The following is a 22,125-nucleotide window of genomic DNA, read 5'->3' on the forward strand; positions in this document are numbered from 1 at the left end:
AATCTCTCCTTGTCCCGGCGGATCGTGCCGGGACGGGCTCGGGTTGACGAAAAGGGGCGAATGAAAGGGGTGAATGAAAGAGGGGATTGAAAGGGGGGAACGGAAGGGAGCAGACGAGGGCTTCAGCGGGCAGCGCCCGGTGAGAGCCTTCAGCGGGCGCCGCCGACGCGCGGGTCCAGCGCGTCCCGGACGGCGTCGCCGAGCAGGTTGAAGGCGATGACGAACAGCAGCAGCGCCACCCCGGGGAACACCATGTAGGTGGGGTCGGCCTGGAAGACCTCGGAGCCGCGCGCGATCATCCGCCCCCAGTCCGGGACCGGCTCGGTGACGCCGACGCCGAGGAAGGACAGCGCGGCCTCGGACGCGACGAACGTCGGGACCGCCATGGTGGCGTGCGCCAGCAGCTGCGAGCGGACATTCGGCAGCAGTTCGTGGACGACGACATGGAATCGGCTCGCACCCTGGGCCCGCGCGGACTGCACGAAATCCCTTTCCCGGAGCGAGCGGACGGCGGCCCGCAGGGAAAGCGCGAGCGGAATCCAGCCGAACGCCGAGAAAACCAGGACCAGCACCAGGAACTGCATCCACTCCGGTTCCGCGGTTCCCGGGTCGACCAGCCGGGACTGGATCACCGGGCTGAGCGCGAGCAGCAGGAGCAGCGTGGGAAAGGCCAGCAGCACATTGGCGAGGAATCCGAACAGCCGGTCCGTGACCCCGCCGAGGTAGCCCACCGCGACACCGGCGAGCACCCCCAGCGTGGTGGTCACCGCGGCGGCCGCGAAGGCGATCAGCAGCGAGGTGCGGATGCCGTACAGCAGCTGGGTGAACACGTCCCGGCCGAGACCGGGCTCCAGGCCGAACCAGAAGTCCCCGGAGATGCCGCCGTTCGGCAGCATCGGCAGACCACCGTCGCTGAGCAGGCCGGGAACGTTCTGGCCGTAGTGGTCGACCGGGTTCTTCCCGTACAGTGCTGCGACCAGCGGGGCGCCGAGGGCGAGCAGCAGGAACAGCACCACCACGGCCAGCGCGGCGGTGCCGACCCGGTCCCGCAGGATCCGGCGGAGCGGCCCGGGGGCTGCGGGCGCGGGCCCTGCCGCCGTGTCCGGGGCGGTGCCCGGGTCCATGCCCGCGTCGGTGCTTGGGCCGGTGTCGACCACTGCCATGAGGCGTAACCCCCGAATTCTCCGCCGCCCCATGGGTGAGGGTGCGCTGGTGTGCATTTCCGGTGTGGCCACCGGAGGTTTCCCGAGGGCCGTTCGGGCGACATTTGATCGGATGCTTACGAGGTTCCGCAAATCACCTCCGGGGCTCGTTCGAGCCATTCCTGCGGAACTGTTTCGGGAAATGTGGCGGCTTCATTTCGCCGAAACACCGGCGTTGCAATAGAACGGACAAAACAGGATGAAACGGACTGTCCGTTCCGCATTCTGAGACCTCCGCCACAGTCCCTCGGGGGTTGGTACGATCCCGGTGGGCCGCGACTGGCGCGTAGGGATGGAATCAACCATCGGGAAGCGGCCCCGTGAACCCTCACGTGAAGTTGCCGAGCGCCTGGGCCCCCGCAATCCCCACCAGGAGACCGCCATGGCCCAGCAGCCCCACACCGCCGCCTCCGCCGCGGCCGACACCGCCTTCCGCAGCGCCCTCGACGTGGTCGCCGGCGTCGAACCGCGGATCGCCGCCGCCATCGGACAGGAACTCGCGGACCAGCGCGCCTCGCTCAAGCTGATCGCCAGCGAGAACTACGCCTCCCCGGCCGTTCTGCTCACCATGGGCAACTGGCTCAGCGACAAGTACGCCGAGGGGACCGTCGGCCGCCGCTTCTACGCGGGCTGCCGCAACGTCGACACCGTCGAGAGCATCGCCGCCGAGCACGCCCGCGAGCTGTTCGGCGCCGACCACGCCTACGTCCAGCCGCACTCCGGCATCGACGCCAACCTCACCGCCTTCTGGGCCGTCCTCTCCCAGCGGGTCGAGAGCCCGGCCCTGGAGCGCGCCGCGGTGCGCAACGTCAACGACCTCACCGACGAGGACTGGGCGCGACTGCGCCAGGAGCTCGGCAACCAGCGGATGCTCGGCATGTCCCTGGACACCGGCGGCCACCTCACCCACGGCTTCCGGCCCAACATCTCGGGCAAGATGTTCGAGCAGCGCAGCTACGGCACCGACCCGGCCACCGGCCTGATCGACTACGACGCGCTGCGCGAGACCGCCCGCGAGTTCCGCCCGCTGATCATCGTGGCCGGCTACTCCGCCTACCCGCGGCTGGTGGACTTCCGCAGGATGCGCGAGATCGCGGACGAGGTCGGCGCGACCCTCATGGTCGACATGGCGCACTTCGCCGGCCTGGTCGCGGGCAAGGTGCTGACCGGTGACCACGACCCGGTCCCGTACGCCCACATCGTCACCACCACCACCCACAAGTCCCTGCGCGGACCGCGCGGCGGCATGGTGCTGTGCCAGTCCGAACTGGCCGAGCACGTCGACCGCGGCTGCCCGCTGGTGCTCGGCGGCCCGCTCTCGCACGTCATGGCCGCCAAGGCGGTCGCCCTCGCGGAGGCCCGCCGCCCCGAGTTCCAGGCGTACGCCCGCGCCGTCGTCGCCAACGCCCGGGCGCTGGCCGAGGGCCTGCTGCGCCGAGGCGGCAAGCTGGTCACCGGGGGCACCGACAACCACCTGGTCCTCGCCGACGTCTCCGGCTACGGTCTGACCGGCCGCCAGGCCGAGGCGGCCCTGCTCGACTCGGGCATCGTCACCAACCGCAACTCCGTCCCGCAGGACCCGAACGGCGCCTGGTACACCTCGGGCGTCCGCCTCGGCACCCCGGCCCTCACCACCCGCGGCCTCGGCACCGCCGAGATGGACGAGATCGCCGACCTGATCCACACCGTCCTGACCGCCACCGCCCCCACCACCACCGCCAAGGGCTCCCCGTCCAAGGCCGCCTACACCCTGGACGCAGCCCTCCGCGACGCCACCGCCAAGCGCGCCGCCGACCTGCTCACCCCGTACCCGCTCTACCCGGGCGTCGACCTGGCCTGACGGCGAACGACAGGCGGCGAACGACAGGCGGCGGACGGCCTGCAGAGGACAGTCGACAGCGAACAGATGACAGATTTCGAAATCTGTCATCTGTCATCTGTTCACTGAAAGTCGTCGGCTGAAAGCCGTCAGCCGTCACCCGTCAGCTGCCCGCAGTGAGCGGGCCTCAGGTCACCGCAGCCGGACCAACGAGGCCCAGACGTCATCGCCGACCTGGGTGCCGTCGGGCAGGGCCAGTCGGTCGACCTGGCGGAAGAAGTCGATTCCGGCGTCCCGCGACGAGTGCCCGCCCAGCGCGGGCACGACCCGGTCCCGGACGGCGGTGTACGCCTCGGTGTCGGTCGCCGCCGCCTCGAACCATGCGCAGATGGCCGTGACCGCCCGGGGCTCGAACTGCGGGTCCGCCAGGAGGTCCCGCAGGCCTTCGTCGATCTCGGTGCGAGCCTTCTCGTTGGCCGTACCGAGCAGCCAGGGCCACGGGCCGTCGAGCTGCCCCATCAGCGCCAGCATGGCGATCTTCCCGGATCGGGCGGCCTTCTTCTCGCGCCAGCGCAGTACCTCGGAGAGCAGCAGGTTCCGTCCCTCCTCCCGGTGGCCGAGACGACGGAAGATGGCCAGGACACTGCCGAGGAGGGACTGGTCCCGCGAAGTCGAGGCGACCCGACGCAGCCGCGTCATCGCCTTGCGGTGCCCCCTGCCCCCGGGGTCCTCGGCACTCAGGACGTGCTCCGCCACGTCGACCACCACGGACTGCGTCCCGTGGCGGCGGTCGTCGGCCCAGTCGTAGAGCCGGGCCCACGCGGCCCGTTCCATCCCCGCGTCCCCGAGCACGCGTGCCATGACGGCCGCGCACATGTCCGACCGCCCGGACTCGTGGGCGGTGTCGCGGATCTCGGTCAGAACCGTCGGCGCCCGGTGCCGGGCCGCCAGCGCGGTCAGGGCGGAGACGCTCTTGTCCGCCTCGCCGCGCTCGGCCGGGGCGGTCGCGATCAGCCACTCCAGCAGGACGGACCGCATGTCCTCGTAGTTGTCCCAGACGTACGTGAGGACGGCCTGGCCGTAGCCAGGACGACTGAGCGAGACGATGTCCTGGGAACTCACCGTCGCGTGCAGCGCGGTGAGCCGCTGCCGAAGTCCGCGCCCGGCGAAGACCTGACCGAGGTTCGTCGGAGCGTGCGTCCGGTCCTTCTTGGCGATCAACTCCTCCAAGGCGCGGGCGTCCCGCGAGATCCTGGCGGCCGGCGCGACCCGGTGGAGGGCGAGGGAGAGCAACAGGCAGCGGTCGGGCAGGGACAGCGCACCACCGCTGTCGCCGCCGTGTGCGAAGACGCCGTCCAACTCGGTACGCCAGTCGCCGAGGGCGTTCTCGACGCTCGTGCGGAGTTCGGGATGGCACGCGTCGTCGCCCGCCTCACCGGGCCGACCGAGCCCCTCCTCGATCCAGCCGGCCTCCTCCGGGCGGTCGCGCTTGAACTCCAGCCACTGCTCGGCCACGGCGCCGGCCGCGCGCACCGCCTCCACCGCGTTGCGCAGGGACGACAGATGGACCCGGGCGGTGTCCGACCGGAGGTACGGCACGAGCCAGGACATGCCAGCCGCCGTCAGATGGCGCGCCGCGACGGCGTACGGCTCCGGCGGGGAGCGGAGCTCCACCACCCGGACCCCGGGCGCGACGGGCCAGGTCCGCTGTTCGGTCCACAGATCCGCCGCGATGTTGAGGACCCAGAGCGATCGGGCCTGCCGCAGCATCGAGATGCTTCCGGCGACGTCGTCGAGGAACGTCGTCGACGGGCGGTCGGTCTGCGGGTCCTTGAGGTCCAACTGGTAGGCCCGTCCGGGATCCCGGCGGATCCTCGAGACCCTCGGGCGCGGCCCGTCCGGTTCGAGCTCGACGAGTTTCATCTCGTCCGGCGCGTGACTCGCCAGCAGGTGGTGGACGAAGGTGGTCGAGCCGTAGCCGCGCGGGGCCACCACGATGATCACCCGCACCCCGGGGTCCGCCAGCGCGTCGACCAGCTGCGTTCGGACGGTGTTCCAGGTGGAGGGGAGGGCGAACGTCCGGGATTCGAGCAGCTTGGTGCGGTCCAGCGTCCTGGCCTCGAGGAAGTCCTGACGGATCTCCTGGTACATCCTGTCGACCTGGCCGACGGCGATCCCGACGTCCGCCATGAACGTCAACGAGGGCGCAGCGCGCTCCGGCGTGACGGGTTTCCTGGTGGTACCGGCCGGGGCGGTGCGGACCGGCGCGGGCAGGAAGGCCTGAATCCGCTCCAAGTCGTCCATGGTCATGCGAAGTTGACGCCCCCCACGTTCAGGGTCTCGACTGATCCGACGGCTGTGCCGACGTTGCCGTTGAAGGTGAGCCGTGGACCGGCCGTGGGGCTCGGTGCGGGCTCCACGGGAGGCTCCTCCCGGCCGAGGGCCGCCTTGACCGTCGCGGGCGCGAGCCGCGGTACGTGGACCCACGCGGCGCGCTGGAACTGCTTCTTCGGCACGGCCGCCGAGACGTCCAGGAAGTCCCGCTCGGACAGCGTGCGGGTGCGACCGGCGGCGACGGCCCGCCGGTGGACCTCGTCCGAGACGATCGCCGCGACGAACGAGTCGTGTTCCGCGGCCACCCCGGCCGCGGCGCGGACCTCGTCGCTGTCCACCAGACGGCACGCGTCGTTGACGGCATCGCCCCGGTGATCGGGGGAGAGCGGGCCGAGGTGGACGCTCAGCCGGGTCCGCAGGACCGGCTCGTGGGCGCGCCGCTCCCGGTCGTGGCGGTGCAGCGCGTCCTCCAGGAGCGCGATGCCCGGGTCGACCAGCCGCACGACCATCGCGGCGGGCACGATCCTGATCCAGCCGTCACCCGTGTCGCTGCCCCGGCGTTCGTCGGCCCAGAGAGCGGCCAGGTCGATGCGGGTGAAGGTCTCGGCGACGGCGGCGTCCAGTGCGGCCCGAAGGCCGGGCATCGCGGTCTCCGGCACCTTGCTGTAGCCGACGATGTCGACCACGAGGATGGCGAGGTCGGGCGGGAGGTCATCCCAGTCGACGGGGGCGGGGAGCATGTCTGTCTGTCCTCCTGGTGCGGGTGCGGGTGCGGGTGCGGGTCCGGGGTCCGCGCGCTCGGCAGCGATCATGCCTCCGAGCGGGCGGTCGGTGCTGCCCAACGGATGGCAGGACGGAAGTGAGCTGCGCCACTGCGCGGCCGACGCCGGCGGTCCTACCGCTGCGCGGCGTGCGCGCGTAGCGCCGGCAAGTCGGTCACCGTCACACCGCCGCCCGGAGCCGTGGTCAGCCAGCCGTGCCGGCTCCACTCCACCAAGACCTTGCCGACGGCGTTGCGCGAGGCACCGATGAGCCTGGCGAGGTCCTCCTGCGGCAGCCGGATCCGGGACGGGCCGCCGGACGTCGCCGGGCCGGAGAGCCGCATGAGGAGACCGGACAGCCGGAGCGCCACGGATCCGGTCGCGAGTTCCAGCCTGGTCTGGTCGGCCTCGCGGAGCCGGCTGTAGGAATGCCTGAGCAACGGTCGCAGCAGGCCGTGCGATTCGACGAAGTCCGTGAAGTCCACGGCCGGGACCACGCGAACCCGGCAGGGTTCGAGGGTCCGTACGGTCGCGCTGCGCACGCCCTCCGCCAACACCGACATCTCGCCGAGGAGTTCGCCGTCGCCGCGGACCGCGAGCAACTGCTCACTGCCGAGCGGGCCGTCGGCGGTCACCATCACACTGCCGGCCTCCAGGAGCACGACGCAGGTGGCCGGTTCGTCCTGCCGCAGCAGGGTGGCGCGGGACGCGCGGTGGCGCACCGGCGCCAACTGCTGGAGGAGCGCCCACTTCTCGTCACTCAGGAACTCGCGGTGTGACTCCTGCACGTGGCGCCTCCGGTGGCCGGGTCCGCGGTCGGCGGACTGCCGGTTCGCCGGCCGGACACTGTGATCCACTCAGTGTGCCGCAAGAACCAGAACCGCGGCCAGTGTGCCCAACACCAGCCCGCAGGACAGCAGATCGACCGCACGCCGAAGGAGGCGGTACTTCCGCAGGACCAGCCGGGAAAGCTCCACCAAACGCTGCGCGTGCGCCGTCGCGAGATCCCCGGAACTCCGCTCCGAGAATGACTCGACCAACTGTTCCGGCGTCAAACGGGCGAATTCCAAGTAGGACAGAGCGCGGTGGCCGTCGTGGCGGAGCTGGGGCCTGGCGGCCGCCAGCGACAGGGCGAGCGAGCCGACCAGGAGGGTGATGACGCCCAGGAGCGTCGCCTTGGCCAGCGGGGAGAGGGGAGGCAGCGTGCTGCTCAGCGCGGTCGCCATGGTGATGCCTCCGACGGCGGCGGCTCCGATACCGGTGGCCTTGGCGTCGCTCCGTTGCAGCTCTGCCAGGACCTCCTGGGTGGACGACGCCAGTCGGCCCGGGGCCTGAGGGCCGGTCGGACCGGTGGCAAGGGGGCGGATCGCTCGCATGACGGGGCCTTCCCTCGGTTGACGGGTCTCGGTGGCCCCAGTGTCCGCGCGATCCGCGTTCCGTACTGCCCAGTGGATGGCCGATCCGCCGAGACGTGGGTCACCTCCCGGCCGGGAAGGGCCGGTCGATGCGCGGAGGACGGACGGCGACGGACAGCTGACGGCGAACAGAGAACAGCGAACGGAGAACGACGAACAGCGGACAGCTGACAGATTTCGAAATCTGTCAGCTGTCCGCTGTCATCTGTTCGCCGAAGGCCATCAGCCCCGCTAGTACTGCAGGGACTTGTACTGGAGGAACTCCTCCAGCCCGTGCCGGCCCAGCTCCCGGCCGAGGCCCGAGCTCTTGTAGCCGCCGAAGGGGGCGAGCGGGTTGAAGCGGCCGCCGTTGAGGTCGACCTGGCCGGTGTCGAGGCGGCGGGCGAAGACGGCGGCGGTGTCGGTGTCGCGGGCCCAGACGCCGCCGGACAGGCCGTACGGGGTGCCGTTGGCGAGTTCGGCGGCGTGGTCCTCGTCGCGGTAGCGCAGGATCGCCAGGACGGGACCGAAGACCTCCTCCTGGGCCACCGTCATCTCCGGGGTCACGTCGGCGAGCACCGTCGGGTGGACGTAGTAGCCCGCGGGCAGGTCGGCGACCGGCTCCGAGCCGCCGACGACCAGCCGGGCGCCCTCGGCCAGCGCGCCGTCGATGTGGCCGCGAACCCGGGCCAGTTGCCTGGCGTTGACCAGCGGGCCGATCCGGGTCTGCGGGTCGGTCGGGTCGCCCGGCCGGTACTGGGCGGCGACCTCCGCGGCCCGGGCGACCGCCTCCTCGTACTGGTCCTGGTGGACCAGCAGCCGGGTCAGCGCGCTGCAGGTCTGGCCCGAGTTGGCGAAGACGTTGGCGACGTTCGCCTTGACCGCGCGGGCCAGGTCGGCGCCGGGCAGCACCACGTTGGCCGACTTGCCGCCCAGCTCCAGGGAGACCCGCTTCAGCCCCCGGCCGGCCGTCTCGGCGACCTGCCGGCCGACGGCGGTGGAGCCGGTGAACGAGACCAGGTCCACCTCCCGGTGCCCGACGAGCGCCGCGCCCGCCACCGTGCCGGTGCCGGTCACCAGGTTGAAGGCGCCCGCCGGGAACCCGGCCTCGTGCACCAGCCGGGCGAACAGCCGGGCCACCAGCGGGGTGTCCTCGGCCGGCTTGAGGACCACCGGGCAGCCGGCCGCCAGCGCGGGGACGGCCTTGGCCACGATCTGGTGCAGCGGGTAGTTCCACGGCGTGATCGCCGCGACCACCCCGGCCGGCTCGGCGTGCACCACCGAGTTGCCGATCCGTTCCTCGAAGGGGTGCTCGGCGAGCAGGGACAGGTAGGAGGTCGCCACGGCGAGCGGCAGCCCGGCGTGCACGGCACCGGTGAAGCCGACCGGCGAGCCGAGCTCGGCGACGACCGTCTCGGTGATCTCGCCCTGCGCGGCGGCGATCCCGTCCCGCAGCCGGGTCAGCAGCGCCAGCCGCTCCTCGCGGGTGGTCGCACCCCAGCCGCGGGCCGCCCGCCGGGCCGCCGTCACCGCCGCGTCGACGTCGATCGCGCCGCCGGCCGGCACCGTGGCCAGCACCTGCTCGGTCGCCGGGTTCAGCACGGTGATCGACCCGGTGTCCCCGGAGGGCCGCCACTCGCCGTCGATGTACTGGTCGCCGTGCTCCGGATACTCCGCGTCCTGCCGCACCGATCGTCCCCTCATCAGCTCATCCACTCGACCCGCCTTAACTAGCAGCGCTAGTCGGAGGTCAGTCAATGCGGCGCGGGCGGCCGCGCGCAAGAGTCAATCCGGATCGGCGGACCGGACGGTTACCTCGGAGCGGACCGGACGGTTACCTCGGGGCGAACCGTGCGGTGTACTCGTCGAACGGCTCGATGCCCACCTCCGCCCGCCGCTCGTCCAGCCGCTCCGGCTCCTCGCACGGCCACGGCACCGGGCGGCCCTCCGCCACCGCGCCGATCTGCGTTCCGTAGCGCTGGTCCCGCCCCTCGTTGACCGCCAGCCGGTCCTGGAGGAAGGCCAGGTCGCGGGCGCTCGCCTCGCCCCGGGCGACGGCCTCGCCCATCAGCGCCGCCGCCCGCCGCTGGACGTCGAGCTGCCGGTCCGCGTGCTGCGCCACCAGCCAGGCCGCCCGGGCGGCCTCGGGGCCGACGGCCTGCTCGGTCGGCCAGCCGTGCGCCGCCATGATCTCCGCGAGCCGGTCCCCGTGCCGGACGGTGAGCCGCCGCCACGCCGCCTGCTCGGCCAGGTCGGGGCTGTTCGCGAACCGGGCGGCCGCGCCGTCCTCGGCCATCATCCCGGTGAGCTCCGCGGCCAGCCGCCCGGCCGCCCCCTCGACCGCTCCCGCGCCTGCTCCCTCGACAGGCTCCCCGCCCGGGGCCGCCCCCGCCTCGCCGTCCCGCCGCCGTACGTCCGCCATGCCGATCCGCTCCTCCGGCCCGGGCCCTCCCGCCGAGGGCCGCCCGCCACCACGCTAGGCGCGGACGTCGCGACGAAGATCATCCCCGAAGACGGTGACCCGGGGGTGCCGCCCGCGGCAGAATGGATCCACACCGGGAACGGAGCGCACCGCGCACCCTCCCCAGGGACGCCGAAGGGCCGGTCGGAGGAATCCGACCGGCCCTTCACCGTGAGCCGGCGCGTTCGTGCGCCCGCCCGTTTCCGCCTCAGACCCGCGAGGCCTCCGCGGCGTCGACCGGAGCGGCGCCCTCGGCCTGCGCCATCTCCTCGCGGACCGCGGCCAGCGAGGGGTTGGCCCAGGCGCTGGCGACGCCCCAGCGGTAGAACGCCAGCCCGATCGCGGCGACGATCAGCAGGTCCCAGCCCTCCGGCAGGTAGCCGTTCCCGCCGAAGTCGGCGCTGCCCGCCCAGGAGACGCCGGCCATCACGAACAGGTACGCGACCATCCAGGCACCCGCCTTCAGGTGCGGCTTCAGCTCGGCGAACGGCTTGCGCAGCTCGTACCAGGCCCAGATCGGCAGACCGGCGGCCATCAGCAGGATGACCTTGCCGGTGAGCGGCCAGCGGGCCCAGTAGAGCACCAGCGAGCCGAACACCATCGCGACCGGGGCGATGATCGGCATGGCGCGCAGCCGCACCGGCCGGGGCAGGTCGGGGGCCAGGCGGCGCAGCGCCATCACGGCGACCGGGCCGGTGATGTACGAGATCACGGTGGCCACCGAGACGATCTCGGCCAGCGAGCCCCAGCCGCGGAAGACGGCGAGGAACATGAAGGCGACCACGAGGTTGAGCACCAGCGCCGGGCGCGGGATGCCGGTCTTGGCGTCGACCCGGCCGAAGATCTTCGGCAGGTGGCCGTTCTCCTGCACGCCGTGGATCATGCGCGAGGTGGTGGCGGCGTAGATCATGCCGGTGCCGGAGGGCGAGATGAAGGCGTCCGCGTACAGCGTGATCGCCAGCCAGTTGAGGCCCCAGGCGATGGCCAGGTCGGCCAGCGGCGAGGTGTAGGCGAGGTTGCTCCAGCCGTTCGCCAGGTCGCCGCCCGGGATGGCGCCGAGGAAGGCGATCTGCAGCGCGACGTAGATCACCAGGGAGATCAGGATCGAGCCGATGACGGCCTTCGGCAGCGACTTGCCGGGGTTGCGGGCCTCGCCGGCCAGGTTGAGCGGGGACTGGAAGCCGTTGAAGGCCCAGACGATGCCGGAGACCGCGACGGCGGTGAACACCGCGCTCCAGCCGTTCGGCGCGAAGCCGCCGTGGTCGGTGAAGTGCGAGGTGTCGAAGTGCGCGAAGAGCAGCGCGCCGGCGGTCAGCGTCGGCACGACGACCTTGAAGACGGTGATCGCGGTGTTGGTCTTGGCGAACAGCGTGATCGCGAACCAGTTGAGGGCGAAGTAGACGAGCAGCAGCACGCTGGCGAGTGCCACGCCGCTGAGGGTCAACTCCTTGCCGTCGTACAACCCCTTCGCCCAGCCGAAGTCCCAGGAGCTCATGTACTGGACGGAGGCGGTGGCCTCACCCGGGATGACCGAGACGATGGCGATCCAGTTGGCCCAGGCGGCCAGGTAGCCGGCCAGCGAGCCGTGCGAGTACTGGCCGTACCGGACCATGCCGCCGGCCTTGGGGAACATCGAGCCCAGCTCGCTGTAGGTGAGCGCGATGGTCAGCGCCACCGCGGCGCCGATCACCCAGGCGAGGATCGAGGCGGGTCCGGCGAGCTTGGCGGCCCGCTCGGCACCGAACAACCAGCCGGATCCGATGATCGACCCCAGCCCGACCGCGGTCAGGCTGATCGTGCCGAGCGATCGGCGGTAGTTCTGGTGTGATGCCGTCGACGATTCGGGCTCACTCAACGTATCGGTCCTCTCGCTCGTGGTTCATCGGGTGGTGTCGGTGTTTTTGCGATTTTGAGCCGGTATTTCGGACAAACGGAGAGCAGCCTATGTTCCGAAAACGGGCGAAAACCTCAGAGGAAGCTCAAACCGTCCGATTGTTGCCATCTCGTGTCCGGCTTCCCTGGCCGGTGTGAACCGGTGAGGAGACGGACGCCACAACGCCCGGAATGGGGGCGGCGGTGGCCGGGAATGGTGATCGGGCCGGCCCGACGAAATGGGGCGGGCCGGAAAAACGAAATTCCCCGTGGAGCCTCTCGGCTTCCACGGGGAATTTCGGCTGTGTCCGAGGGGGGACTTGAACCCCCACGCCCGATAAAGGGCACTAGCACCTCAAGCTAGCGCGTCTGCCATTCCGCCACCCGGACCGGGTGTGTGCTTCGGGGGCTTTTTCCTCGCCCCCTCGGCGACAAAGAGAACATTACCAGGGTTCTGGAGTGCTTCTCACCAGCGGCTTCCTCGGGGCCACCCCGCCGGACGCCCCGGTCGGGAGCAACGGGGGCCGCGACGCCCGCCACCGCCCGCCCTGCCACGGTCCACCCCGCACCACCCGCCCGGCACGACACCCGCCCCGCACGGCGCCCGCACAGGTTGGTACGCCCGGCCAACACGCTCGAATCCGGATCGAACCGGTGGTGTCCGCGAAGGAACCGGTCGACTCCCGTCCCGTCCGCGGTCGGTTGAGGCCGGAACCGATCCGACACGGGCAACTTGTCGACGGTGCCACGGCCGTGGCGGCGGCTCTCCTAGCCTCTGTGGACCGAGGGCGCCATGAAGCGGATCGCCTGATTCCCGGGTCGCGGACGAAGGGCGGCTGGACGTGGAGCAGATCAGCGGAGCGGCGAAGGCCGAACCGAGACGCGGTGGGCGGGCGGAGGGCTCCGGCGTAGCCCGGGCCTCTGTGGGCCCCGCCGAGGGCGTGTGGCGCTTCCCTGCGCCCGCCACCGAGGCCTCGGTGCCGGTGACCCGGCACGCGGTGCGCGACCGCCTGCTGGCGCAGGGCCTGAACGGGGTGCGCTACCAGGAGCTGGTGGACGACCTGCTGCTGATCGTCTCGGAGCTGGTGAGCAACGCGGTGACGCACGCCGCCGAGCTGTCGCCCGAGGTGGTCACCGAGCTGTCGGTGCACCGGGCCTGGGTGCGCGTGTCGGTCGAGGACGGTGATCCGTACCGGCCGAAGGCGCTGGAGAACGACACCGGAAGTACCGGCGGGCGCGGCCTGCTGCTGGTGAAGAGCGTCACCCTGCAGGCCGGCGGGGTGTGCGACGTCGAACACACGGGGGAGGGCGGCAAGGTCATCTGGGCCTCGCTGCCCGTCCCCCCGGAGCCCGGACGCTGACCGGCCGACCGTCCGGCCAGGCCGCCGACCGCGTCGGCCCCAGCCGCCGGTCGGCTACCGGTCGGCTACCAGTCCCGCCCGGCGATCTCCCGGATGCCCGGCAGCGCGGCCTCGAAGACCGTCTCGAACCAGACCGAGAACGGCCGCTCCTCCCGCAGCTCCCGCAGTTCCTGTGCGGTCACGAAGGCGAAGTCGTCCACCTCCTCCGGGGCCGGCTGGACCGGAGCGGTGACCAGTCCCACGAACAGGTGGTTCCACTCCCGCTCGATCAGCCCGGACGCCTCGTCCGGCAGGTCGTAGCGGACGGTGCCCGCCTCGCACAGCAGCGCCGGTGCGACGCCCAGTTCCTCGGCGGTGCGCCGGGCGGCGGCGACGAACGGCGGTTCGTCCGGGTACGGGTGGCCGCAGCAGGTGTTCGACCAGACGCCGGGGGAGTGGTACTTGCCCAGTGCCCGGCGCTGGAGCAGCAGCCGGCCCTGGCGGTCGAACAGGAAGACCGAGAAGGCCCGGTGCAGCCGGCCCGGCTGCTGGTGGGCCCAGAGCTTCTCGCCGGTGCCGATGGTGACGCCCTCGTCGTCGACCAGTTCCAGCAGGATCTCGGCGCCGGGGTGGGCGGAGCCGGTGGCCCGGGCGTCGACCGTCACATCGGTCTCCACGTCGAGACCGGTGTCGATGTCGGCGGCGAAGTGCGTCGGGTCGGTCGGCAGACTCTGGGGCATGGGGCCTCTTTCGGGAACGGGAGCAACGGGAGCATCGGGCGTCTCCGACGCACCGGGTGGTGTGCGGCGGACACAGCTTGGGCACCGGCGCCGGCGTCGGGGTCCAGTCTGCCGTATGGGTGGCACTCGGCAGGGGTACCACGCACAACCGGACGGATCATGACCTGGAGGCGTCGGAAACCGGCCAGAGAAGGGCCCGGGAAGTCTCTGTAAGGGTCAGGAATTCGCAGAACCGTTCTACGTGCGTTCGGAGCCCGTTCGACCGCTCCGAGGCGTCCCCCGGCGAGGCCCGGGCGGGGCGCAGCGGTCCCACGGCCGCCCCGCCACCGCTCCGCCCGCCGCGCCGTCCACCCTCCTGCGGGCCGCCCCGCCTGCGGTCCGGGCCCGCGGGCGCGTTCTGGCCGGTCGCCCTGGTCGCCTACCATCACATACGACACGGTGCCCGGATCTGTGCCGGCACCGGCGCGCCGCCGCCCGGCCCGGTCGAACACCGGCCCGAGGACCGGTGGCGCCGCCCTCCGGCACGGCCTCCGGGCACAGCACGACGGATCAGGAGACCCGCATGATCGGCCTCGTTCTGGCAGCCGGCGCCGGCCGCCGACTGCGCCCGTACACCGACACCCTGCCCAAGGCGCTGGTGCCGGTCGACGGGGAGCGGACCGTCCTGGACCTCACGCTCGGCAACTTCGCCGAGGTCGGACTGCGTGACGCCGCGATCGTCGTCGGCTACCGCAAGGAGGCGGTGTACGACCGCAAGGACGCCCTGGAGAGCAAGTACGGCGTCAAGCTCCACCTGGTCGAGAACGACAAGGCCGAGGAGTGGAACAACGCGTACTCGCTCTGGTGCGCCCGCGAGCTGTTCGCCGAGGGCCTGCTGCTCGCCAACGGCGACACCGTCCACCCGGCCTCCGTCCAGCGCACCATGCTGGAGGGCAACCGGCGACTGACCGAGGCCGGCACCGCCCCCGGCATCCTGCTCGCCCTCGACACGGTGAAGAAGCTCGCCGACGAGGAGATGAAGGTCGTCGTCGACCCGGCCTCCGGGATGCGCCGGATCACCAAGCTGATGGAGCCGGCCGAGGCGACCGGCGAGTACATCGGCGTCACCGTGATCAACCCGTCCGCCGCCGCCGACCTCACCGACGCGCTGCGCGCCACCTACGAGCGCGACCCTCAGCTGTACTACGAGGACGGCTACCAGGAGATGGTGAACCGCGGCCTGCGGATCGACGTGCAGCCGATCGGCGAGGTCTCCTGGGTCGAGGTGGACAACCACGACGACCTGGCGAAGGCGCGGGAGATCGCGTGCCGGTACTGACCCGACTGGTCCCGTCGCCGCTGTTCGTCGAGATCCGCCCGGGCGCGCTGGACGCGCTCGGCGGCATTCTCGCGGACCAGCGGCTGTCGGCCTCGGGCCGGATCGCGGTCGCGATCAGCAACGGCTCCGGCTCGGCCATGCGCCGCCGCCTGGAGCCGGCCCTGCCCGGCGCCGACTGGTACAACGTGGACGACGGCAGCCTGGACAGCGCGGTGCGGCTGGCGGAGGCGATGCGCGGCGGGCACTACGACGCGATCGTCGGCCTCGGCGGCGGCAAGATCATCGACGCCGCCAAGTACGCCGCGGCCCGGGTCGGCCTGCCGCTGGTCGCGGTGGCCACCAACCTGGCCCACGACGGCATCTGCTCGCCGGTCTCCACCCTGGACAACGACGCGGGCCGCGGCTCCTACGGGGTGCCCAGCCCGATCGGCATCGTGGTCGACCTGGACGTGATCCGGCAGGCCCCGCAGCGCTTCGTGGCGGCCGGCGTGGGCGACGTCGTCTCCAACATCTCCGCGTGCGCGGACTGGGAGCTGTCACACGCGGTGACCGGCGAGCCGATGGACGGGCTGGCCGTGGCGATGGCCCGCTCGGCGGGCGAGAACCTGCTGCGGCACCCGGGGAGGACCCGGGACCAGGACCTCCTGACAGCGCTGGCCGAGGCCCTGGTACTGTCCGGCATCGCGATGAACATCGCGGGCAGCACCCGGCCCTCGTCGGGTGCCTGCCACGAGATCTCGCACGCCCTGGACGTGCTGTACCCCAAGCGGTCCGCCCAGCACGGCGAGCAGGTCGGCCTCGGCGCCGCCTTCGCCAGCTTCCTGCGGGGCGAGCGCGAGCTGACCGGTCTGATCGTGGAGCGCCTGGCGAGCCACGGACTGCCGGTGACCGCCGCCCAGATCGGCTTCAGCGAGGCGGAGTTCACCGAAGCGGTGCACTACGCTCCGAACACCCGACCGGGGCGCTTCACGATCCTCGAACACCTCGACCTCTCCCCTTCCGCAATCAGGGACGCGTACGCCGACTATGTCCAAGCCGTCAACAGCTGACCCCTCCACCGCGGGCGCCGGGCGTCCCCCGGTGGACCTGACCCGCCGGCCCTCGATCGAGGAGCTGCGCGCGGTGATCCACCCGGAGGGCATGCTCCAGCGCCGCAGCGCCGAGCACTGGGCCGGACGCCTGTACATGCGGAAGATCTCGCTGCGGATCACCCGCGTGCTGTCCACCATGACGGCGATCACGCCCAACGGCCTGACGTACCTGATGATGTTCACCGGCATCCTGGCCGGTGCCGCGCTGGTCGTGCCGGGCGTCGCGGGCGCTGTCCTGGGCGCTCTGCTGATCCAGGTCTACCTGCTGCTGGACTGCGTGGACGGCGAGGTGGCCCGCTGGCGCCGGCAGACCTCGCTCACCGGCGTCTACCTGGACCGGGTCGGCCACTACATGTCCGAGGCGGCGCTGCTGACCGGCCTCGGCCTGCGTGCCACCGACCTGCTGCACCGCGAGGGAGCCGGCTCGCACTGGGAGTGGGCCTTCCTCGGCACGCTGGCCGCGCTCGGCGCGATCCTGATCAAGTCCGAGACCGACCTGGTGGACGTGGCCCGGGCCCGCAGCGGCCTGACGGCCGTCGAGGACAGCGCCTCGGTGCCGCGCTCGTCCTCCGTCGCCAAGGCCCGCCGGGCGGCCTCCTTCCTGAAGTTCCACCGCCTGGTCGGCGCGGTCGAGGCCTCGCTGTTCATCCTGGCCGCCGGCGTCGCCGACGCCGTGCACGGCGGACTCCTCTTCACCCGGCTCGCGGTGGTCGTCCTGGCGGCGATCGCGATGCTCCAGACCGTGCTGCACCTGCTGAGCATCGTCCTCTCCAGCAGGCTCCGGTGAACGCGCGGACGGCCGCGGACGACTTCCGCCTCGGCGCCGTGATCATCACCATGGGCAACCGGCCCGCCGAGCTCAACGCCCTGATCGAAGCCGTCCGCGCCCAGGAGGGCCCGGCGGTCGAGCTGGCCGTGGTCGGCCAGGGCGCGAAGCTGCCCCCGCTGCCGGAGGGCGTGCGCAGCGTCGAGCTGCCGGAGAACCTCGGCATCCCGGGCGGGCGCAACGTCGGCATCGAGCTGTTCGGCCGGGACGGCGCGGAGGTCGACGCCGTCCTCTTCCTGGACGACGACGGGAACCTGCCGCGCACCGACTCGGCCCGGCTGCTGCGCGAGGCCTTCACCGCCGATCCGGAGCTGGGCATCGTCTCCTTCCGGATCGCCGACCCGGACACCGGGGTCACCCAGCGCCGCCACGTCCCGCGGCTGCGCGCCAGCGACCCGCTGCGCTCGTCCCGGGTGACGACGTTCCTGGGCGGCGCGAGCGCGGTGCGCTGCAAGGTGTTCGAGCAGGCCGGGCAGCTGCCCGCCGAGTTCTTCTACGCCCACGAGGAGACCGACCTCGCGTGGCGCGCGCTGGACGCCGGCTGGGCCATCGACTACCGGGCGGACGTGGTGCTGCACCACCCCACGACCTCGCCCGCCCGTCACGCGAGCTACTTCCACAACGTGGCCCGCAACCGGGTCTGGCTCGCGAGGCGGAACCTTCCGGCCCTGTTGGTGCCTCTCTATCTGGGAACCTGGTTCCTGCTGACCCTGGCCCGCCGCCCCTCCCCGGAGGCGCTGAAGGCCTGGTGGGGCGGATTCCGGGCGGGCTGGCGCGAACCCTGTGGTCCGCGGCGGCCCATGCGGTGGCGTACCGTCTGGCGACTGACCAGGCTGGGCCGACCACCGATCATCTGATCGCATCTGATGACATATGCATCGAATGATCGATCGCTGCGGCCGGTGTCCCCACACCGGTCGGCTCTCCCGAGACCCCAGTGGATCCCCATCGGCGCAGACCGGCGGACCCCGCCGACCGGCCGCCCCGACCGATCCCGCGTGAAGGACGAATGTGTCGACAGTGAGTGAACCCGTCAGCCTCTCGGCCCCCAGGGGGGCGGACGCGGGCCTGACCCCCAAGCAGCTTGCGGACAAGTACGGTCTGAAGGTGAGCGGCGCCCGTCCCGGCCTGTTCGCCTACTCCAAGCAGCTCTGGGCCCGGCGCCACTTCATCTGGGCCTTCGCCACCGCCCGCCTGGTGGCCCAGTACACCAACGCCAAGCTCGGCCAGCTGTGGCAGGTGGTGACCCCGCTGCTCAACTGCGCGGTGTTCTACCTGGTCTTCGGCGTGATCCTGGCGGGCAAGCAGGGCTTCCCGGACAACACCTACATCGCCTGGCTCTGCATCGGCGTGTTCGTCTTCCAGTTCACCCAGAACGCGGTGCAGACCGGCACCCGGGCGATCTCCGACAGCCTCGGGCTGATCCGGGCGCTGCACTTCCCCCGGGCCAGCCTCCCGATCGCGTTCACCGTGATCCAGCTCCAGCAGCTGCTGATCTCCATGGTGGTCCTGGTCGTCACCGTGATCGCCGCCGGCGTCACCCCGGGCCGGACCTGGCTGCTGATCATCCCGGCGCTGCTCCTGCAGACGCTCTTCAACACCGGCATCTCCCTGGTGATGGCCCGGATCGGCTCCAGGACCAGCGACATCTCCCAGCTGATCCCGTTCGTGATGCGTGCCTGGATGTTCCTGTCCGGTGTGATGTTCAGCATCCAGGACAAGATCACCCACTGGCCGCACTACGTCCAGACGCTGATGGCGGCGAACCCGGCGTCGGTCTACATGGACCTGCTGCGGCACGCCTTCGCGCCGGTCATCTACAACCCGCACCAGCCGGTGCACCAGACCCTCCCGCCGCACCTGTGGGTGTACGGCATCGCCTGGGGCGTGGGCATGTTCGTCGTCGGATACGTCTTCTTCTGGAAGGCAGAGGAGGAGTACGGCCGTGGCTGACATCGACCTGAGCACGAGCGCCGCCGTCCCGGACGCGGACGTGGCCCGCGAGCCCACCGTCGTCGTCGACGACGTGCACATCGTCTACAAGGTGCACGGCGCCGGCTCCGGCAAGGGCAGCGCCACCTCGGCGCTGAGCCGCATCATCAGCCGCAAGCGCGCCTCCGGCGTGCGCGAGGTGCACGCGGTCAGGGGCATCAGCTTCACCGCGTACAAGGGCGAGGCGATCGGCCTGATCGGCTCCAACGGCTCCGGCAAGTCGACCATGCTGGCCGCCATCGCGGGCCTGCTGCCGACCGAGAAGGGCGGCATCTACACCAACGGCCAGCCCTCGCTGCTGGGCGTCAACGCCGCGCTGATGAACGAGCTCACCGGTGAGCGCAACGTCATCCTCGGCTGCCTGGCGATGGGCATGACCCCGGCCCAGGTGAAGGCGCGCTACCAGGACATCGTCGACTTCTCGGGCATCAACGACAAGGGCGACTTCATCTCCCTGCCGATGCGCACCTACTCCTCCGGCATGGGCGCCCGGCTGCGCTTCTCGATCGCCGCCGCCAAGACCCACGACGTGCTGCTGATCGACGAGGCCCTCGCCACCGGCGACCAGGCCTTCCAGCAGCGCAGCAAGCGGCGGATCGACGAGCTGCGGGCGTCCGCCGGTACGGTCTTCCTGGTCAGCCACGACAACAACTCGATCCGCGAGGTCTGCGAGCGGACCATCTGGATCGAGGCCGGCGAGCTGGTCATGGACGGGCCGACCGAGGAGGTCGTCCAGCGCTACGAGCGCGGCGAGCGGCCGTAGCCTCCGGTACTTCCGCAGGGGCCGGTCCCGGATCCTCCGGGGCCGGCCCTTCGTCCTGCGCGCCCTCGCGCGCGCCGGGCGGCCCGCCGCCGCGGCGCGAGCGCCCCGTGCCCCGGGCGGGGCGGTCTTCTCCCGCGCGGCCCGGCGTGTCAGCCTGGTGGTGTCGGGGACGGTGTGCCCTGCGTGACGCCCGCGCTCGGACGCGTGTCCGAGTCGGGCCGGTCCTGCCACGCGGTGTAGAACGGGGGAGTGACAGCAGTGTCGGCTTCGGCCCAGCTCAGAGATACGCCGGTGAACGGTTCCGCGGGAGACACCCTCGACAAGGCGGGCGCGGAGAACTTCCCCGTCGCCCCGTTCTTCCTGCCCGCGGCCTGGCGCGACGACCTGATGGCGGTGTACGGCTTCGCCCGCCTGGTCGACGACGCCGGCGACGGCGACCTGGCCGACCCGGCCGCCACCGCCCGTCTGCTCGGGGTCGAGCAGACGCCCCCGGCCACCCCTTCGGACCACTCCGCCCCGCCCACCGCGCAGGAGACCGCCTTCCGGCTCGCCCTGCTCGACGGACTGGAGCAGGACCTCGACCGGGTGTTCGAGGCGGCCCTGCGCGCCGCCGGCGGCTCCGTGGCCGCCACGGACCGCCCCCGTCACCCGCTGCTGAGCGCGCTCGTCCCGCTGGTCGACCGGCACGGCCTGACCCCCGAGCCGTTCCGCCGTCTGATCGAGGCCAACCGGGTGGACCAGACCACCTCCCGCTACGCCACCTTCGAGGACCTGCTCGGCTACTGCACCCTGTCCGCCGACCCGGTCGGCCGCCTCGTGCTGGCCATCGCCGGCGTCTCCACCCCCGAGCGGACCGAGCTGTCGGACGCCGTGTGCAGCGGCCTCCAGGTGGTCGAACACATCCAGGACGTGGCCGAGGACCTGGCCCACGGCCGGATCTACCTGCCCGCCGAGGACCTGGCCCGCTTCGGAGTGACCGAGGCGGACCTGGCCGCCCCCCGCGCCGACGGCGCGGTCCGCGAGCTGATCGCCTTCGAGGTCGAGCGGGCCCGCACCCTGCTCGACCGCGGCGCACCATTGGTAGGTACGGTTCGGGGGAGGCTTCGACTGCTCCTCGCGGGATTCACCGCAGGCGGCTACGCGGCCCTGGCGGCCGTCGAGGACGCCGGGTACGACGTACTCGCCCGGCAGGCGAGGCCGGACAAGCGCCGCCTCGCAGCGAAGGCGGCGGCCATCTTCGCGAAGGGAAGGTGAACGCCCGCGTGGCGGCATCACCACTGGCGTCGGCCCAGGTCATGGCGGCGTACCGGTACTGCGAGGCAGTCACCGGACTGCAGGCGCGCAACTTCAGCTACGGCATCCGGCTGCTGCCCGAACCCAAGCGGCTGGCCATGTCGGCCCTGTACGCCCTGGCCCGCCGGGTGGACGACATCGGCGACGGCGACCTTCCGGACGACCGCAAGGCCGAGGCGCTGCTGCGCACCCGGGAACTGGTGGACGAGGTCCGCTCCGGGGTGGTCGCCGAGGACGACACCGACCCGATCAAGGTCGCCCTGGCCGACGCGGCCCGGCGCTTCCCGATCCCGCTCGGCGGCTTCGACGAGCTGATCGACGGCGTCGAGATGGACCTCAAGGGCGCCGAGTACCAGACCTACGAGGAGCTGAAGGTCTACTGCCGCTGCGTGGCGGGCGCGATCGGCCGGCTCTCGCTGGGCGTCTACGGCTGCGACGACCCCGAGCTCGGGGCGCGCCACGCGGACACCCTGGGCCTGGCGCTGCAGCTCACCAACATCCTGCGCGACCTGCGCGAGGACGCCCTCAACGGCCGGACCTACCTGCCGAGCGAGGACCTGGTCCGGTTCGGCTGCGAGCAGGGCTTCACCCTGCCCGAGCCGCCGGTCGGCGCGGACTTCACCGGCCTGGTGGCCTTCGAGGCCGCCCGCGCCCAGGCCGCGTTCGAGGAGGGCCTGCGGCTGCTGCCGATGCTCGACCGCCGCAGCCGCGCCTGCACCGCCGCGATGGCCGGGATCTACCACCGCCTGCTCGGCCGGATCGCCGCCGATCCGGAGTCCGTGCTGCGCGGCCGGGTCTCGCTGCCGGGCTGGGAGAAGGCGTACGTGGCGCTTTCCGGGCTCGCCGGGGGGCGTTCTTGATTCTCGCGAGAGTTCTGTCACGCTGTGTCAGCGCGGATCCACGTGCGGATAGTTTTGTG

At 71.8% G+C, this 22,125-nt stretch carries 19 protein-coding genes, 1 tRNA gene and 1 riboswitch; of the genes, 10 read left to right on the forward strand and 10 right to left on the reverse strand.

The genetic code is table 11. From position 1 onward, the window contains the following. Positions 1–149 precede the first annotated feature (149 nt). Positions 150–1,163 (reverse strand): ABC transporter permease, encoded by a 1,014-nt coding sequence (locus tag ACGF13_RS17895; RefSeq protein ID WP_392875559.1) that lies wholly within the window; start codon positions 1,161–1,163, stop codon positions 150–152. Between the two features lie 304 nt (positions 1,164–1,467). Then, a riboswitch (ZMP/ZTP riboswitch) is annotated at positions 1,468–1,564 on the forward strand. A 20-nt stretch (positions 1,565–1,584) separates the two neighbouring features. Between ACGF13_RS17895 and ACGF13_RS17900 the strand changes: the two genes are divergently transcribed. Further along, entirely contained in the window at positions 1,585–3,042 is a 1,458-nt protein-coding gene (locus ACGF13_RS17900; RefSeq protein ID WP_392875562.1) for a glycine hydroxymethyltransferase, read from the forward strand. A 171-nt stretch (positions 3,043–3,213) separates the two neighbouring features. On the opposite strand, the gene ACGF13_RS17905 is transcribed toward ACGF13_RS17900, so the two are convergent. From ACGF13_RS17905 to ACGF13_RS17940, 8 genes are all read right to left on the reverse strand, one after another. Continuing rightward, complete coding sequence (locus ACGF13_RS17905) at positions 3,214–5,316, reverse strand: hypothetical protein (RefSeq protein WP_392875565.1); 2,103 nt, start codon at positions 5,314–5,316, stop codon at positions 3,214–3,216. 11 nt (positions 5,317–5,327) lie between these two features. Continuing rightward, complete coding sequence (locus tag ACGF13_RS17910; protein ID WP_392875568.1) at positions 5,328–6,095, reverse strand: hypothetical protein; 768 nt, start codon at positions 6,093–6,095, stop codon at positions 5,328–5,330. 155 nt (positions 6,096–6,250) lie between these two features. Further along, positions 6,251–6,904, reverse strand: a complete 654-nt coding sequence (locus ACGF13_RS17915) for a Crp/Fnr family transcriptional regulator (RefSeq protein ID WP_392875571.1) — start codon at positions 6,902–6,904, stop codon at positions 6,251–6,253. A 69-nt stretch (positions 6,905–6,973) separates the two neighbouring features. Next, the gene (locus ACGF13_RS17920) at positions 6,974–7,492 is read right to left on the reverse strand and encodes a Pycsar system effector family protein (protein WP_392875574.1); all 519 of its coding nucleotides are present in this window, start codon (positions 7,490–7,492) and stop codon (positions 6,974–6,976) included. Positions 7,493–7,762: 270 nt separating this feature from the next. Further along, positions 7,763–9,214, reverse strand: coding sequence for an aldehyde dehydrogenase family protein (locus tag ACGF13_RS17925; protein WP_392875577.1), 1,452 nt, complete (start codon positions 9,212–9,214; stop codon positions 7,763–7,765). 130 nt (positions 9,215–9,344) lie between these two features. After that, positions 9,345–9,809, reverse strand: a complete 465-nt coding sequence (locus tag ACGF13_RS17930) for a DUF6624 domain-containing protein (protein WP_392875808.1) — start codon at positions 9,807–9,809, stop codon at positions 9,345–9,347. A 370-nt stretch (positions 9,810–10,179) separates the two neighbouring features. Then, complete coding sequence (locus ACGF13_RS17935; RefSeq protein ID WP_392875579.1) at positions 10,180–11,826, reverse strand: APC family permease; 1,647 nt, start codon at positions 11,824–11,826, stop codon at positions 10,180–10,182. 322 nt (positions 11,827–12,148) lie between these two features. Beyond that, positions 12,149–12,233, reverse strand: a tRNA-Leu gene (locus tag ACGF13_RS17940). A 533-nt stretch (positions 12,234–12,766) separates the two neighbouring features. Between ACGF13_RS17940 and ACGF13_RS17945 the strand changes: the two genes are divergently transcribed. Beyond that, a complete protein-coding gene (locus ACGF13_RS17945) occupies positions 12,767–13,204 on the forward strand; it encodes an ATP-binding protein (protein ID WP_392875811.1) in 438 nt (145 codons plus the stop codon). Between the two features lie 65 nt (positions 13,205–13,269). Here ACGF13_RS17945 and idi read toward each other — a convergent pair whose 3' ends face one another. Beyond that, positions 13,270–13,923 (reverse strand): isopentenyl-diphosphate Delta-isomerase, encoded by a 654-nt coding sequence (idi, locus tag ACGF13_RS17950; RefSeq protein WP_392875581.1) that lies wholly within the window; start codon positions 13,921–13,923, stop codon positions 13,270–13,272. Between the two features lie 562 nt (positions 13,924–14,485). Between idi and ACGF13_RS17955 the strand changes: the two genes are divergently transcribed. The 8 genes from ACGF13_RS17955 to hpnD all read left to right on the forward strand — a co-directional run bounded on the left by ACGF13_RS17955 (position 14,486) and on the right by hpnD (position 22,066). Continuing rightward, positions 14,486–15,241 (forward strand): sugar phosphate nucleotidyltransferase, encoded by a 756-nt coding sequence (locus ACGF13_RS17955; protein WP_392875584.1) that lies wholly within the window; start codon positions 14,486–14,488, stop codon positions 15,239–15,241. Then, positions 15,229–16,290 carry an iron-containing alcohol dehydrogenase family protein gene (locus ACGF13_RS17960; RefSeq protein WP_392875587.1) on the forward strand — a complete coding sequence of 354 codons (1,062 nt, stop codon included), beginning with the start codon at positions 15,229–15,231 and terminating at the stop codon, positions 16,288–16,290. Before ACGF13_RS17955 ends, ACGF13_RS17960 begins: the two co-directional genes overlap by 13 nt. Positions 16,291–16,381: 91 nt before the next feature. Further along, complete coding sequence (locus ACGF13_RS17965) at positions 16,382–17,119, forward strand: CDP-alcohol phosphatidyltransferase family protein (protein ID WP_392875814.1); 738 nt, start codon at positions 16,382–16,384, stop codon at positions 17,117–17,119. Positions 17,120–17,169: 50 nt separating this feature from the next. Further along, positions 17,170–18,015 carry a glycosyltransferase family 2 protein gene (locus ACGF13_RS17970; RefSeq protein ID WP_392875817.1) on the forward strand — a complete coding sequence of 282 codons (846 nt, stop codon included), beginning with the start codon at positions 17,170–17,172 and terminating at the stop codon, positions 18,013–18,015. A 154-nt stretch (positions 18,016–18,169) separates the two neighbouring features. Beyond that, on the forward strand, positions 18,170–19,111 hold the full coding sequence (locus tag ACGF13_RS17975) for an ABC transporter permease (protein ID WP_392875590.1): 942 nt from the start codon (positions 18,170–18,172) through the stop codon (positions 19,109–19,111). Next, positions 19,104–19,913: an ABC transporter ATP-binding protein gene (locus tag ACGF13_RS17980; RefSeq protein WP_392875593.1), complete on the forward strand. Its 810-nt coding sequence runs from the start codon at positions 19,104–19,106 to the stop codon at positions 19,911–19,913. Before ACGF13_RS17975 ends, ACGF13_RS17980 begins: the two co-directional genes overlap by 8 nt. 291 nt (positions 19,914–20,204) lie before the next feature. After that, positions 20,205–21,167, forward strand: coding sequence for a squalene synthase HpnC (gene hpnC, locus ACGF13_RS17985; RefSeq protein WP_392875596.1), 963 nt, complete (start codon positions 20,205–20,207; stop codon positions 21,165–21,167). 41 nt (positions 21,168–21,208) lie between these two features. Further along, positions 21,209–22,066 carry a presqualene diphosphate synthase HpnD gene (gene hpnD / locus ACGF13_RS17990; protein WP_392875820.1) on the forward strand — a complete coding sequence of 286 codons (858 nt, stop codon included), beginning with the start codon at positions 21,209–21,211 and terminating at the stop codon, positions 22,064–22,066. The last annotated feature ends 59 nt before the right edge of the window (positions 22,067–22,125 follow it).

Origin of the sequence: Kitasatospora sp. NPDC048286 (assembly GCF_043201735.1) — a bacterium.
In the GTDB taxonomy this organism is placed as follows: Bacteria; Actinomycetota; Actinomycetes; order Streptomycetales; family Streptomycetaceae; genus Kitasatospora.